Source organism: Telluria sp. RT2P19 (assembly GCF_059685725.1).
This window is the reverse complement of record NZ_JCASIL010000014.1, coordinates 25697-41387: the sequence shown is the minus strand read 5'-3', so window position 1 is coordinate 41387 and position 15691 is coordinate 25697. Positions and strand designations below refer to the sequence as shown.

The window sequence follows — 15691 nt, the reverse complement described above, 5'->3', positions numbered from 1 at the left end:
GGCCGTCCTCAAGTCGGATCCGGCACGCCGTCGTCGGGATCGGGTATCGCATCACTGCGCGTGCCGCCCAGCGCCGTCGCCAATTCAGGCAACTCGCCCACCGTGCTCCACTTGCCGATCTTCGGATGCCAGCGCATGTCCCAGGCGCGCGTGGCGTGGTCGATCTCGCCGCGCGCGGCCTGCTGCGCGATCTCGTCGACCGTGAACGGCCCACGCTGGGCGCCGCCGACGAACAGCTTGAAACGTGGACTGGTGGCAGGCAGCGGCGGTGGCGCCACATTGGCGGGGCGCGCGGCCAAGGCTTGCGCCGCCGCCTCTTCGTCGGCCAGCAGTGCGGGCAGGATCACGCGCTTGTCGACCGCCCGCTCGACTTCCCAGCCATAGGCATCCTGGCTGGAGCCCGGCACCGTCTCGGTCCAGCGCTCGACATGGCCCAGCAGGGCTTCGATGCGCGCCGGCTGCAGGCCGGGGTCGGCGGCTTGCGCGCGCCGGATCCAGCCGTCGTACAGGCGGCGCGCGGTGATGTTCGGCAGCGATGGCGACGGCAGTTGGGCGCCCGTCTCGTCGATTTCGAGCCGTGGTTCATACACGCGCAGCTGGTAGTAGCGCATCAGCGCCGCCAGCAGCACCAGGCGTTGCGGACCCAGATCGGCCAGGCGCGCCTGCACCGCACCGATCACCCCCTCGCGGTAATACGGCGGCAAGCCGTTCGAGCGGATCGCGAACTCGTTGCCGATCTGGAGCCACTCGCCGGAACCCGGCTCTACCTCGAACAGGTACTGGCCGCGCGGCTGGAAGGCCGCCTCGCGGTCGCCCAGCTCGGGTTTGCGCCGGATGACGCCCAGGGCGATCGCCTGCAAATACCACTCGAAATCGTCGGCCAGCCGTCCCAGCTCGTCCATCGACGGCGAGATCGGATGGCGAAAGCGCGTCGCGTCGAAATGCAGGTGGGTCGGGATCTTCGGGTTCTCGATCTGGTAGGACGCACGCCAGGTCGGCAAGCCGCGCAGCACCGTCATCGGATAGCCGGACAGCTCGATATAGCACACCGCCCGGCCAGTCACGCCGGTGTTGACGATCGAGACCAGCTCGCCGTGGAAGTACCCGGTGGGCACGGCGGCGCGGATTTCCGCTTCCATGCGCCGCCAGGCAATCGGATCACCGACGCCGATGAAGCACTTGAACTGGTCGGCGTTCGGCGTGAACTCGGCCGAGAAGCGCGCGTTCACCCATGGCATGGCGCTGCGGATCCACTCGGCGAAGATGCGCTGGCGCTCCTGCGGCGACAGGCTCGACAGCCGTTCGAGCAGCGGATCGACGGGTTCCTGCTGCGCCAATTCCTGGCTCGACAGCTGCAATTGCGCACGCCGGAACAATTTGAGCAGCAGTTCGGCGCGCAGGCGCTCGTCGCCCAGTTGCGGGAACAGGCGCGCCGAGCCGCCGAATTCGAGCAGCACTTCCTCGCTCCAGATGCTGGTGTCGCCCGTCAGCCGGACCGGCGCCAGCGTCATCTCGGCGCCGAGCTTGATTGTGGTCGCATGCTCCTGGCGCGCGTCGGCGCGCAGCTGGCCGATGCGCTGGTCCACTGCGCCCAGCATCGCCTGCACGGCGCGCCGGCCTTCCTGGAATTCGCCGGCGATGCCGCTCCACTGCGCCTGGCCCTGGTCATCGGTCGATTGCGGATCGCCCAGCCAGGCCGACATCGCGCGCATTACCTCGATCGCCTGGCCGGCGGATACCGCCAGCAGATGGAAGCGCAGGTAGTCCGCCAGGTCGCGCCTGAGATGGCCCATGACTTCGCGCGCCTGCGGCTCCTTGCCGAACAGGCGGCCAGCGGCCTGGCCCAGGTTGTTCAGCGATTCCTCGACCTGGCGCGTGCGCAGGGCGTCGCGGATGTCGCGGTAGCGCCGGCCATTGCGCTCGGAATGGCCCAGGTCGCGTTGCAGCAGGCGCGCCTTGACCTGTTCGAGCAGCGACAGTACGAACTCCAGGCCACCCTGGCGGCGGTCGTCGAGCAAGGCGTACAGGCGCTCGCGCACCCTGCCCTTCAGGCGGTTCAACAATTCACCCGTATGACGCTTGATGCGGTCTTCGCTGGTCTCGGCGGTGGCGCCGGCTTCGCGGATCGCGTCGCGTTCCAGCTGCGGCAAGAGCTCGGACACCTTCTCGCGCCACAGCTTGATGTCGTAGGACGCCATGATGCGGTCCATCTCGAGCTGCACGCGGCTTTCCACGCGTTCGAGCAGCGAACGGCCGTCGCGGTCCAGCAGCAGCGCATTCGTCAGCGCATATTCGCTGAACGGCGTCACGTCCACCGAGCCTTTGCGCAGGTCGGGAAATTCGTCGAACGGCCGCTCGGCCATCTCCATCTGCTCGCGCATGAAGGCGTCGCGCTCGGCGTCGCCGGCGCGCCTTGCCGCATGGCTGCCGCCGCCATCGCTGCCGGCCAGGCCGAAGAACGCCTTCACCATCAGCGCCGCCAGCTCGTAGGCGCGGATGTCATCAGTCAGGCTTTGCTGGGTGTCGAGCACCGACTGGCCGAAGCTGGAGTACACCTTCGAATACGACAGCCGCATGTCGCCGAAGCGCGCCTCGGGCACGCGCGGGTTGTATGGACCCAGCTTGTGCTGCTGCTGGTTGACCGCGACCGAGCGCTTGCGGTTGGCGAAGTCAATCGAGGCGAAGTCTTCGAACAGCGTATCGGCCACCATCTGGTAGACGTCCTTGACGTCGAGCGTGGCCTTGTTGGCGAGGTTCGCCGTGTCGACGAAGTAGACGTCGTCGAACGGCGCGCCGCGGCCTGCGATGCTGTCCGGGTCCATCCACGCCACATTGGCGTTCATGTCGCGCATCGCCGTCTCGAGCTCCATCAGCGTCGCATAGGCATTCGCCTCGGTGCGTTCCTTGTTGGCCTTGGCGAAACCGGATGGCATCAGCAGCACCAGGTCGACCTGGCTGTCGGACACTTCCTGGCGTGCGATGGCCTTCGACAGCCATCCCAGGTCGAGCACGCTGCCGGCGCCGGTGCCGCCGGCGGCGGAGGCGATGACGACGATCCTGAATTTCGACGTATCGACCTGCAGCCCCAGGCGCTGGTAATTCTCCTTGCGCTCGATGCCGGCATTGCTGCTCAGGTAATTGAGCGCGCCCTTGATGCGGCCGCGCAGCTTCGGATACTTGTCGAACAAATAGAGGCGCGCCAGCGCGCGGATCTGGCCCGCGCCTTTCGACGGGTCGATCCCGAGCGAACGCAGTTTCTTGGGCCGCAGCGGCATCCAGCTCTCGATCAGCGGAAAGCGCGCCAGGCTGTCATCGGACTCATGGTATTGCGGCAGGTCGAGCGGTTCGACCAGGCGTTCTTCGTCGCTAAGGCGCACCAGCTCGTACCAGGGATCGGTGCGCTGCGACTTGCCCTCGTCGATGACCGCATTGTTATCCAGGTCGAAGTGCAGGAAGCGCGCCACGGGAAAGTCGGCGATCGATTCGACCCGGGTCGGGTGGCGCCGGTTCCAGACCGCCGACAGGATGCGGCGCCGGACGCGCAGCATGACTTCCATGCCGGTGCCGCCGGCGCCGATGAACAGCGTCGGCCGCAGGTCGACCTTCAGTTCGGCCGGGCGGGTATTGGTGCTCGATGCTTGCGGGAATTCTGCCATGATGTCGACCGTTCCTTTCAGCGGCGGCCGGTGAACAAGGCCGCGGCCAGCGCCACCAGGCCCACCGCCACCAGCGGTCCGGTGACGGCAAGGGTCAGGAAGCGGCTGGCGTTGATGATGGCCAGCACCGCCGCCGCCGACAGGAAGCCGAGGCCGAGGAACAGCATCCAGCCCGCGTTGCTGGCCGCTGAAGGCGCCACGCGCTTGCGCACCAGGTAATGGACATAGGCCCCGCGCACGAAGAAGTAGACGCCGAGCAGGATCACGAACACCACGCCGCCGATCGCCAGGTCGCGATCCGATGTATCGGCGATGGGCATGGCGTCATGTGGACCGGCCGGCATCACCTCGACCGGGCGACTGGCGGTGTCGGGCGTCGTGCGCGGCAAGGTCTGCTCAACCGTGTCCTGGGGCGGCGCGGATTCTTCGGGCAGCTTGAAGCCGGGATCGGCGGAAGACGGCGCGTCATTTGGTGGTTGGGTTGCCTGCATGGCGATTCCTTTCATTTGTCAGCGGCCGAGCCGCACTTGCGCGCCTTCGCGCACATCGAACAGGCGATGGCCGAACAGCGTGGTCTTGAGTTGTGCGACCTGCTCGCCATGGCGGTCATGGACCGGCTGGATGGTGCCGGGACGGCCGCGCAAGGTGCGCGCTTCGTCGTCCACGAGCACCTGCGCCGTGCGCGGCCTCGTCCATGCCCAGGCGGCCCCCGCCAGCGCCGCCAGGAGCGCCAGCAAGCCGCCCACGAGCGCCAGCAGCGGCCCCATGCCGTAGTGGACCCGAACTTCCAGCGGCAGCACCGCGGTCGACGCCTGCACCCGTGCCGGCGGGATGAAGATGTCCGGCAGCGGGTCGCCCGGGAACAGCGCCGCCATGCGCTGGCGGAAAGCCTGCGACAGCGCCAGCTTCTGGTCGGCCAGGTGCAGCTCGATCCGGCCCGGCAGCACATAGGCCGAGCCAGCCGACTTGAGGGCCGCCAGCGACCATTTGTCGGGGATCTGCGCAACCGGCAGCGCCATGCTGGAACCCAGCGGCGCCGGCTGGCCCGGGGCCAGAGCACGCACGCGCTGCGTGTCGAGCGCGATCGGGCGGCGCTCGCCGGCCAGGGTCGAGCGCGCGCTCAGGGTCGCGGATTCGATCGTGTACGGATACATCGTGTTCTCGAGGTTCCACTCGATGCGCGCCTGCGGCGTGCGCGCATCGGGCGCCACGTCGGCGCGCAGGACGCCACCGGCGTTCGATGCGAACGACACGCCCGGCGCATTGACGACGCGGCGCGGCGCCAACCTGACGGTATCGCGGTCGAGCGGCTTGAGGCGCGCCGGCGGCTCGGTGATCACCTGGGCGATGCGTCCGGACGCCAGCAGCGCATCCAGCGCCGCCGCGCCTTGCGTCCCGACCGCGAAGGCATACACCATCAGGCCGTTCGCGCTGTAATGCCTGCCTTGCACAGGCATGCGCAGCGGGAAGGCCAGCGCCTTGGCGATCGCGTCGCCGCCGTGGATCAGCGCATAGAACTCGCGGTTGCGCGCGGCCGTGGCCTGGTCGTTATCGGGGCTGTTGCGGTTGTTCGTCACCAGCCAGACGATGCCCGGCTGGCCCTTGAGCACTTGTCCGGTCGCGGCGCGCACCGCTTCGCCCAGGTCGGTGTCGGCCAGCGCCGCGCCGCCCGGCTTTTTCGCCGTATCCAGGTCGGCGATGGCCTGGGCCACGCGCGCGCGCACCGGCGTCGCGCCGGCCTTGAACGACAGCAGCGCACGCGGCGACGGCGCCCCGGCCCGGGCTTGATTGAAGCTCGCCAGCACCAGCGCGTCTCCGGGCTGGACCACGCTGCCCGCCAGCGCCGCCACGAGCGGCTTGAAAGGCGACCTGGGATCGCTGTAGAACGGCTCCATCCAGCCCGAGTTCTGGACCAGGAAGACATGGGCGACGGGCGGTGAAGCGGCCTGCGCGCACGGCGGCCCGCCGGCCAGCAAGGCCGCCGCCAGTAAGCGTGCGATGGTCTTCATCACGCCAGCTCGTCCAGGCGCCAGCCGCGCATCTGGTTCCAGTCCGGGTGGTGCAGCCACAGGCAGCCGCCCGCCACCACCGGCACGCAGTCGAGCGGACGCGCAAGGCGCGCGATCTCGTCGAGGATCACGTTGCGGCGCCCGATCCACTCCACGCTGGTGCGCGGGATGACGCGCGCATTGTCTGCAGTCCCCAAGGCTTCCTCGGCGCGGAAGTTCGCCTTGTGAAAGCGCAGCACCAGGCCGCTCGGCTGGCTGCGGTTATTGTTAAAACTGCGCAGCAGCGGCAGCACCAGCGTGTCGTCGTGGTGCGGGTCTTCGACATGTTCGTTCGACCACGGCTCGTCGAGCACCGGATGCCCGCGCCGGAACAGGAAATTGGCGAAACCCAGGCGCGCGCCGTCGATCGCCATGCGCGCCGGCAGGTGGTCGCTGCCGGCGCCGAGTTCGAGGTAGGAATATCCCTGGCCGTCATGCCCGATCTGCCACAGGCGGCCGTCGCGGCTCTGGGTCGGCCCGCCGAATTGCAGGCGCGGCTCCCAGTGCAGCGGCCAGGGCGTGAACTGCGGCGCCTCGCCCGGCCGCCAGGTGAGCTGCCCCTGGGCGTGCAGCCAGAACAGGCGGCCGTCGTAGCCGAGCGGCCGGCTCCAGCCGGCGGCCGGCGCATCGGGACAGGCATATTCCTGCACCTCGTCCATATCGAGGCGCAGGCTCCACAGGCGTACGCCGTCCACGCCGCCGGCCAGGCAAGCCAGGTGGCGCCGCATGAGCCCGGGCGCCGCGACGATGGTCGCGGCCAACACGTTCTCGGTGCGGTAGGTTTCGCTGACCGGGTCGATCCAGATCCGCTGCAGGCCGCCCTCGCCCGGCACGATGCCGGCCTCGCCGCGGCGCGGATCGAGCGCCGCAATCCAGGCGTGGCTGGAAACGGTGAACACCAGGCTGGCGGCGCCCGCCTCGGGCGTGAGCACGTGCCAGCTGCCGCCCAACGGGTCCCAGTACTGCAGCACGCCGCGCGTGTGCGCCAGCGCCAGCAGCCGTTCGCCGGGAAAGCCGAAGCCGCCGGCGGCAAACACCGAGCAGGCATTCGGCGGCGCCGGCATCGTCAGGTCGCAGCGGCCCGGCGTCGGCGCGGCCGGCCGTTCCTCGAGGCTGTCGCCGAGCGGCAGCGAGGTGACGGGCAAGCCATGCGGCACGTGGCGCGGCAAGGCGTCGTCCCCGCCCGGTCCCCACCAGCTGCGCGCACGGGCCGGCGCGCCGGCCAGGCGCAGCAGCGGACGCCCGCAGCGCGGGCAATAGGCGAAACCTTCGGGATAGATCGGCGCGCAACGGCAATCGAGCGGCAGCGAGGCGCCGAGCACGTGGGCGACATCGGGCAGGCGCCGGCGCGCACGGCCCTGCCAGTCGACCGGACCCAGGCCTTCGCTGGCGAGCAGCGAAAATTCGCCGCTGCTGTCGTCTTCCTGCCAGATACTGGCAGGCGTTTCCCATCTGTACGCCATCGCTGCCTTTCGCCCTGCCATATGGTTTGCCGAAACACGACCAGCGGCCGCCCTATTGTCCTTGCTATTGCTCAAATGATAGCTCCGCGAACCGTCGCGCGGCGCGCCGTTCACGAGGTGGCGCGGCACGATCCCGGACGGATCAATAAACGGGCCCATGACATACTTGGACGCGGAACTTTTGGCTGGCATACGTATAATGACCGCCTGCCTCCCACCCTTCCTTGCTCTCCGATTCCGCCATGACCGCTGCCGACTCCCACGACGACCTCCCCGCGCATGCCATCGATGCCGCCACCAGGCATCTGCATGACGTGCTGACGATCGCGCTCGAACACGGGCCGGCGCAAAAGGCGCTGGTGGTGTACGACACCCGCACCGCCCTGGCGCGGGCCCTGCTCGACGCCTACCGGCGCAACCTGCCGGACGCCGTCTTCGTCGATTTCGACGGCGTGACGCCGGACGCCGTGCTGGCGGCCTTTCGCACCATGGCGGCGGGCGAACTGGTGGTGCTGCTGCAGTCGTCGAACTTCCGCCTCGACGGTTTTCGCATGCGGGTCGAGCTGTTCAAGCTCGACCTGAAAGTGATCGAACACGTGCACCTGTCGCGCATGCCGGGCATCCAGGGCGAGCACTATATCGACGCGCTGGCCTACGACCCGGCCTACTTTCGCGGCACCGGCCGCGCGCTCAAGGAGCGCATCGACCGCGCGCCGCACGGCCGCGTGGTCGGCGGCGGCGAGACGCTCGTCTTCGATTCGCCGTTCGAGCCGGCCAAGCTGAATATCGGCGACTACAGCGACATGAAGAACGTCGGCGGCCAGTTCCCCATCGGCGAGGTGTTCACCGAAGCGCTCGACCTGGAAGCGGTGCATGGCCGGGTGCAGATCCACGTGTTCGGCGACACCAGCTACCGCTCGAACCGCCCGGACGTGCCGGTGACCCTGGTGATCGAGGCCGGCCGCGTGGTCGCCACCGAGAACGCGACGCCGGCCTTCCAGCAGGTGCTGGACAATATCCGGCTCGAGGAAGGCGAGGTCTGGGTGCGCGAACTGGGCTTCGGCCTGAACCGCGCCTTCACGCGCGAACTGCGGGTGGACGATATCGGCACCTACGAGCGCATGTGCGGCATCCACCTGTCGCTCGGCGCCAAGCATGGCGTCTATCCGAAGCCCGGCTTCAAGCGCAAGGACGCGCGCTACCACATCGACGTGTTCGCGGTAACCGACGCGGTGTACCTGGGCGAGGAAAGGGTGTACGAAGACGGGCGCTGGCGGGCCTGAGACAGGCCGCCGCCAGGGTGCGACAGTGGCTTCTGCAACATGCTAGGATAAAATTTTTACAACATCCAAGTATGCCGGAAAGCCTTCCTTCCTACGTCAGCGAGATCCAGGCAATCGCATCGGTGCCGCGGGTCCTGGAAACAGTCGCGGCGCTCACCGGCATGCGTTTCGTCTGCATCGCGCATGTCACGCCGACCTGCTGGATGGCGTGCGCGGTCCACGACGGCATCGGCCTGGAGGTGCGGCCAGGCGCCACGGTCGATCTCGACCTGACCCTGTGCCAGGAAGTGCTCCAGTCGCACCAGCCGGTGATCATCGACTCCGTGCGCGACGACGACCGCTATCGCGACCATCCGGCGCCTCGCGTCTTCGGCTACCAGAGCTATTTTTCGATCCCCGTCTTCCGCCCCGATGGCGCCTATTTCGGTACCTTGTGCGGCCTCGATTATGAGCCTGCGCGCCTGACCGGAGGCCCGCTGGTGCCGGCCATCACCCTGTTCGCCGAACTGATCTCGCGCCAGCTCGAGACCGAGCGCTCGCTGCGCGAGGCCCGCACCTCGCTGTTCTCCGAGCGCGAGACGGCTGAGCTGCGCGAACAGTTCATCGCCGTGCTCGGACACGACCTGCGCACACCCCTGACCGCGATCCTGGGCCGGGTCGCGCTGCTGGCGCGCCGCAACGAGGATCCGGTCACGGGCCAGGCCCTGGAACGGATCCGCCGCAGCGCGCTGCGCATCGACGCGCTGGTGGGCGACGTGGTCGACTTCACGCGCGGGCGCATGGGATCGGGCATGGCGCTCGACCTGCAGCCGCATACCGGGGTCGACCTGTTGCTGGAAGAGGTGGCCGACGAGCTGCGCGGGGTCTATCCCACGCGCGCCTGGACAGTGCCATCACGCCCGGACTGGCCCTGCGCTGCGACACCCGGCGCCTGGCGCAGCTGCTGTCCAACCTGCTCAAGAACGCGCTGGCGCATGGCGACCCGAGCTTCCCGGTCGAACTGCGGGCCGGCATCAACGACGGCCTGTTCGCGCTGGAGGTCACCAACCGCGGGCCGGACCTCGATCCGGCCGTGATCAAGGGCCTGTTCAAGCCCTACTGGCGCGCCGTCTCGCGCGTCGGCGACGATGGACTTGGGCTCGGCCTGTACATCGTCGGCCAGATCGCGCGCGGCCATGGCGGCGCGCTCGGGGTGGTGTCCGAAGGCGGCCGCACCACCTTCACCTTCAGCATGCCCGCGGCATAACATCGTCCATCGTCCATCGTCCATCGTCCAGCGGCTCGTCCGGCGCGGCGCGCCCCATGCGATCGGCCATTTGCGCCATCGATGGAGAACCCCCTGCAGAGCGCCGCGCCACGTTTCACGTCCCACGCCCTGTTCGTCGGCGGCGCCATGCCGGCCGCTGGTGGCGCCCGCGCCGACGACCCGGATGCGCTCGCCCGCATCGGGTCAGGCCTGCGTCCCGCCATCGCTGGCGCGCTCGCGGACTGCCTGGCGCGCGCCATCGCCCACGAGTACAAATGGTCCTTCGACAAGACCCGCCTGCGTCCGACGGTCGGACCGGCGCCCGGGCAGAAGAACGCCCTGGTCGGCAATTGCGAGATCGAAGGGCTGGGCGGCTTCGAGATCGCCGAAAGCGCCCCCCGGCTGATGGTCACCAATCGTGGCGCGCCATGGGAACCGCTGCATGCCAAATCCGACAAGCGGTTGTTCATCAGGTCACGTCCGATCGAGCTGCATCGCACCGATGCGGAAAGCGGCGTGCCGGTGCTGGGAACCTCTTCCCGCCCGTACAAGCGCGTGGGCGGCCGGCAGGAAGACGTATGTTTCAGGTTTTTTACAAATCCCCTAAGCAGTTAATTACCATCAAGGCTAGAATTCTTTTCTAACATTAACTACAAATCCAGGGGAATCATGTTTCGTTTGCTTTCAGGCGTGGCAGCGCTATGCCTCGCCACATCTGGATTTGCCGCCGCCCCCTTCGACGACAAATTCCGCCAGCTCGACGAACTGCTGCCGACGCCGGGATCGTTGCGCACCGCTTCCGGCGCCCCGGGCCACGCCTACTGGCAGCAGCGCGCCGACTACACGATCCGCGCCACGCTCGACGAGAACAAGCGTGCGCTGAGCGGCGCCGGCACGGTGACCTACCATAACAATTCGCCGGATACCCTGAAGTACCTGTGGCTGCAGCTGGACCAGAACATCTACCAGCCGGGTTCGGACGCGCGCCAGAGCGCTACCCTGCCCTCGCGCAGCGCCTGGACCGGCGCCACCGCCCAGACCGGCCTGAAATTCGACGGCCTGCGTACCCTGCTCGAGCAGCGCACCTTCCCCGGTGGCTTCGACATCCTGGCGGTGAAGGACGCGAACGGCCGCTCGCTGCCGCACACCATCAACAAGACGATGATGCGGATCGACCTGCCGCAGCCGCTCAAGCCCGGCGCGCGCGTGACGTTCAGCGTCGACTGGCGCTACAACATCAACGAGCAGAAGGTGCTGGGTGGACGCGCCGGATACGAGAAGTTTGACGACAACAACGACCTGTTCGAGATCGCCCAGTGGTTCCCGCGCATGGCCGCCTACTACGACGTCTACGGCTGGCAGCACAAGCAGTTCCTGGGCTCGGGCGAGTTCACCCTCGAATTCGGCGACTACGACGTGCGCATCACGGTCCCGGCCGACCACGTGGTCGCCTCGACCGGCGAGCTGCAGAATCCGGGCGATGTCCTGAGCGCAGCGCAGCGCGAGCGCCTCAAGCAGGCCCGCACGGCAAAGAAGCCGGTCATCATCGTGACCCAGGCCGAAGCCGAAGCCGCTGAAAAGGCGCGCAGCGCGGTTGGCAACGGCGCCACCAAGACCTGGCACTTCAAGGCCAGGAACGTGCGCGACTTCGCCTTCGCCTCGAGCCGCAAGTTCATCTGGGATGCGCAGGGCGTCAAGAGTGGCGACGTCGACGTGCTGGCGATGTCGTACTACCCGAAGGAAGGCAATCCACTGTGGGAAAAGTATTCGACCCAGGCGATCATCCACACCATCGAGCAGTACAACAAGTATTCCTTCGACTACCCGTACCCGACCGCGATCTCGGTCAACGGCCCGGTGGGCGGCATGGAATACCCGATGATCTCGTTCAACGGCCCACGTCCGAGCAAGGACAAGAAGACCGGCGAGATCACCTATTCGCAGCGCACCAAGTATGGCCTGATCGGCGTGATCATCCACGAAGTGGGCCACAACTACTTCCCGATGATCGTCAATTCCGACGAGCGCCAGTGGACCTGGATGGACGAGGGCCTGAACACCTTCGTGCAATACCTGGCGCAGCAGGCATGGGAAGAGAACTGGCCGGACAGCCGCGGCGAGCCGCGCCGCATCACCGACTACATGAAGAGCCGTAACCAGGTGCCGATCATGACCAACTCGGAGTCGGTGCTGCAGTTCGGGAACAACGCCTATGCCAAGCCGGCCGCCGCGCTCAACGTGCTGCGCGAGACGGTGCTGGGCCGCGAGCTGTTCGACTTCGCCTTCAAGGAGTATGCCCAGCGCTGGAAGTTCAAGCGGCCCACCCCGGCCGACTTCTTCCGCACCATGGAAGATGCGTCCGGCACGGACCTCGACTGGTTCTGGCGCGGCTGGTTCTATACCACCGACGCGGTCGACGTGAGCGTGGATGGCATCACCGAATACACGGTCTCCAGCCAGGATCCGGAAGTCGAGAAGGCATTGCTGCGCGCACGCCGCGCCGAGGAGCCGGTGTCGGTCACCGAGCAGCGCAATAAAGGCATGGCGCGCCGTGTCGATGCGCATCCGGAGCTGAAGGATTTCTATAACGAGAACGACGACTTCACCGTCACCAACAAGGACCGCAACGGCTATCAGGAAAAGATGGCTGGCCTGGAGGATTGGGAAAAGGCGCTGCTCAAGGAAGGCAAGCACCTGACCCTGGTCGATTTCACGAATGTGGGTGGACTGGTGACGCCGTTGGTGGTGGAGATCGGGTTCAAGAGCGGCAAGAAGACCATCGAGCGTATTCCAGCGGAGGTGTGGCGCTATTCGCCGACGAAGATCACCAAGCTGTTCGTCACGGATGAACCGATCGTGAGCCTGGTCCAGGATCCATATTGGGAGACGGCCGACATCGACACCAGCAACAACAGCTGGCCGCGCAAGGCCACGCCGTCGCGCCTGGAGCTGTTCAAGACCGAGCGCGATCCGAACAACCTGATGCGCGACTTCGGCACCAAGCTCAAGGAACAGGAGAAGGCCGAAGAGAAGGTCGACACCCCGCCGGCGCAGTAAGACCGGCCGATCCACCCTGCGCCGGCAGCCTCACGCTGCCGGCGCGTCATTTTTAGCCGCCAAGAACATGACCTTCAAGTATCTGCACGCCGGCCTTGCCGCGCTGGTTCTCTCCGCCTCCGCCAGCGCCGCCGGCCCCGTCTTCGACGACAAGTTCCGCCAGCTGGACGAACTGCTGCCGACACCGGGCGAGACGCGCAACGCGGCCGGTGCGCCGGGCCACAAGTACTGGCAGCAGCGCGCCGATTACCGGCTGCGCGTGGCGATCGACGAGAACAAGCGCTCGCTGTCCGGGTCCGGCACCGTGACTTACCATAACAATTCGCCGGACACGCTGTCCTACCTGTGGGTGCAGCTGGACCAGAACATGTTCCGCAGCGATTCCGACAACCGCAATATCTCGACCCTGCCCTCGCGCGATGCCTGGCAGGCGCGCGGCAATGATGGTGTCAAGTTCGACACGCTGCGCTTTACGCTCGAGGCGCGCAAGTTCGCGGGCGGAATCGAGATCGCCAGCGTGACCGGCAGCGATGGCAAGCGGCTGCGCCATACGATCAACAAGACCATGATGCGGATCGACCTGCCGCAGCCGCTCAAGCCCGGCGCGCGCACGTCGTTCAATGTGGCCTGGAGCTTCAATATCCCCGAGATGAACGTGCTGGGCCGCCGGATGGGCTTCGAGCGCTTCGACGACGGCAACGACATCTACGAGATCGCCCAATGGTTCCCGCGCATGGCGGCCTATTACGACGCGGCCGGCTGGCAGAACGCGCAATACCTGGGCGATGGCGAATTCACGCTCGAATTCGGCGACTACGACGTCCAGATCACGGCGCCAGCCGACCACGTGGTAGCGTCCACCGGCGAATTGCAGAACCCGGGCGACGTGCTCAGCGCGGCGCAGCGCGACCGTCTCAAGCAGGCCCGCACGGCCAGCAAGCCGGTCATGATCATCACCCAGCTTGAAGCGCAAGCCAATGAAAAGGGCCGCGCGACCGGCACCAGGACCTGGCGCTTCAAGGCGCAGAACGTGCGCGACTTCGCCTTCGCCACCAGCCGCAAGTTCATCTGGGACGCGCAAGGCATCAAGAGCGGCAAGCAGGAAGTGATGGCCATGTCCTACTACCCGGCCGAGGCGAATCCTTTGTGGGAAAAATATTCGACGCCAGCCGTGATCCACACCATCGAGCAGTACAACAAGTACTCGTTCGACTACCCGTATCCGGTCGCGATCTCGGTCAACGGCCCGGTCGGCGGCATGGAATACCCGATGCTGTCGTTTAACGGCCGCAGGCCGGTCAAGGACGCCAAGACCGGCGAAATGACGTATTCGAAGGCCGCCAAGTATGGCCTGATCAGCGTGATCATCCATGAGGTAGGCCACAACTATTTCCCGATGATCGTCAATTCGGACGAGCGCCAGTGGACCTGGATGGACGAGGGCATGAACAGCTTCCTGCAGTTCCTGGCCGAGCAGGCCTGGGAAGAAGGCTATCCGGCGCGCCGCGGCGAGCCGCGCGACATCGTCTCGTACATGCGCAGTACAAACCAGGCGCCGGTGATGACCAATGCCGAGTCGACGCTCCAGCGCGGCAACAACGCCTACGCCAAGCCGGCCACCGCGCTCAATATCCTGCGCGAGACGATTCTCGGCCGCGAGCTGTTCGACTTCGCCTTCAGGGAGTACGCCGAGCGCTGGAAGTTCAAGCGCCCTACCCCGGCCGATTTCTTCCGCACCATGGAAGACGCGTCGGGCACGGACCTCGACTGGTTCTGGCGCGGTTGGTTCTATACGACCGATGCCGTGGACATCAGCGTCGACGGAATCACCGAATACACCGTCAGCAGCCAGGATCCGGACGTGGAGAATCTGCTGCGCCGCGAGCGCGCCAAGGGCGAGCCGGTATCGATCATGGACCAGCGCAACAAGGGCATGGCGCGCCGCATCGACGCCCATCCCGAGCTCAAGGATTTCTACAACGAGAACGACGAGTTCACGGTCACCAACAAGGACCGCAACAAATACCAGGAGACCATGGCCGGCCTGGAGGACTGGGAAAAGGCGCTGCTCAAGGAAGGCAAGCACCTGACCCTGGTCGAGTTTGCGAACAAGGGCGGGCTGGCGATGCCGCTGATCGTCGAGATCGAACTGAAAAGCGGGAAGAAAACCATCGAGCGGATTCCAGCCGAGGCCTGGCGCTACTCGCCCAGGCAGATCACCAAGCTGTTCGTCACCGACGAGCCGATCGTGGGCCTGACCCAGGATCCGTTCTGGGAAACCGCCGACATCGACACCAGCAACAACAGCTGGCCGCGCAAGGCCACGCCGTCGCGCCTGGAGCTGTTCAAGACCAAGCGCGATCCGAACAACCTGATGCGTGATTCGCTGACGCCGCTGAAGGGCGCCGCCGCACCGGAGGCGGCGCAATGACGCTGCACGGCTTCAAGCTGCTGTGCGTCGCCCTGCTGCTGTGCGTGAGCACGGCAGCAAGCGCGCACCGCTTCCACTTCGGCATGACCGACATCTCGTACAACGAGCGCACCAACAGCACCGAGATCGTCCACACCTACACGGCCCACGATATCGAAGCGCTGCTCCTGAACCTGTACCAGCGCCAGTTCGACCTCTCCGATCCGGAAGACCAGGACGTGCTGCGCAACTATGTCGAGCGCCAGTTCTGGCTGGCGGCGCAGGACGCCACGCGGCTGCCGGCCAGGTGGATCGGCATGACGGTCGACGCCAACAGCGTCGTCATCTACCAGGAAATCGAGAACACGCCGCTCGCCCGCGCGGCCACGATCCGCCAGGGCGTGCTGGTCGACTTCCTGCCCGAGCAGGTCAACACCGTCAACCTGAACGCGGGCGGCGCCGTGCGTTCTCTGACCTTTACCCGCCAGGCGCTCGAGCAGCCGGCCCAGTGACAAACACCTTCCCAAG

General features: G+C 66.8%; 11 protein-coding genes. 7 read left to right on the top strand and 4 right to left on the bottom strand.

Annotation, left to right across the window (positions count from 1 at the left end):
- Window positions 1-8 precede the first annotated feature (8 nt).
- From AC56KW_RS17400 to AC56KW_RS17385, 4 genes are read right to left on the bottom strand one after another with little or no spacing between them, the layout of a single operon-like run.
- Window positions 9-3656 carry a tubulin-like doman-containing protein gene (locus tag AC56KW_RS17400; RefSeq protein ID WP_497171935.1) on the bottom strand — a complete coding sequence of 1216 codons (3648 nt, stop codon included), beginning with the start codon at window positions 3654-3656 and terminating at the stop codon, window positions 9-11.
- Window positions 3657-3673: 17 nt separating this feature from the next.
- Window positions 3674-4147: a hypothetical protein gene (locus AC56KW_RS17395; RefSeq protein ID WP_497171934.1), complete on the bottom strand. Its 474-nt coding sequence runs from the start codon at window positions 4145-4147 to the stop codon at window positions 3674-3676.
- Window positions 4148-4165: 18 nt separating this feature from the next.
- Window positions 4166-5665, bottom strand: coding sequence for a hypothetical protein (locus AC56KW_RS17390; protein WP_497171933.1), 1500 nt, complete (start codon window positions 5663-5665; stop codon window positions 4166-4168).
- The gene (locus AC56KW_RS17385; RefSeq protein ID WP_497171932.1) at window positions 5665-7167 is read right to left on the bottom strand and encodes a hypothetical protein; all 1503 of its coding nucleotides are present in this window, start codon (window positions 7165-7167) and stop codon (window positions 5665-5667) included. The genes AC56KW_RS17390 and AC56KW_RS17385 overlap by 1 nt, the downstream gene beginning before the upstream one ends.
- A gap of 242 nt (window positions 7168-7409) precedes the next feature.
- On the opposite strand from AC56KW_RS17385, the gene AC56KW_RS17380 reads away from it, so the two are divergent.
- From AC56KW_RS17380 to AC56KW_RS17350, 7 genes are all read left to right on the top strand, one after another.
- The gene (locus AC56KW_RS17380) at window positions 7410-8450 is read left to right on the top strand and encodes a hypothetical protein (protein WP_497171931.1); all 1041 of its coding nucleotides are present in this window, start codon (window positions 7410-7412) and stop codon (window positions 8448-8450) included.
- 71 nt (window positions 8451-8521) lie between these two features.
- Window positions 8522-9526 (top strand): GAF domain-containing sensor histidine kinase, encoded by a 1005-nt coding sequence (locus AC56KW_RS17375; RefSeq protein ID WP_497171930.1) that lies wholly within the window; start codon window positions 8522-8524, stop codon window positions 9524-9526.
- Window positions 9418-9696, top strand: a complete 279-nt coding sequence (locus AC56KW_RS17370; protein WP_497172042.1) for a sensor histidine kinase — start codon at window positions 9418-9420, stop codon at window positions 9694-9696. Before AC56KW_RS17375 ends, AC56KW_RS17370 begins: the two co-directional genes overlap by 109 nt.
- Window positions 9697-9777: 81 nt before the next feature.
- Window positions 9778-10311: a hypothetical protein gene (locus AC56KW_RS17365; protein ID WP_497171929.1), complete on the top strand. Its 534-nt coding sequence runs from the start codon at window positions 9778-9780 to the stop codon at window positions 10309-10311.
- A 54-nt stretch (window positions 10312-10365) separates the two neighbouring features.
- Complete coding sequence (locus AC56KW_RS17360) at window positions 10366-12753, top strand: M1 family metallopeptidase (RefSeq protein ID WP_497171928.1); 2388 nt, start codon at window positions 10366-10368, stop codon at window positions 12751-12753.
- A 67-nt stretch (window positions 12754-12820) separates the two neighbouring features.
- Complete coding sequence (locus tag AC56KW_RS17355) at window positions 12821-15184, top strand: M1 family metallopeptidase (protein WP_497171927.1); 2364 nt, start codon at window positions 12821-12823, stop codon at window positions 15182-15184.
- Entirely contained in the window at window positions 15181-15675 is a 495-nt protein-coding gene (locus tag AC56KW_RS17350; protein ID WP_497171926.1) for a DUF6702 family protein, read from the top strand. Before AC56KW_RS17355 ends, AC56KW_RS17350 begins: the two co-directional genes overlap by 4 nt.
- Window positions 15676-15691 lie beyond the last annotated feature (16 nt).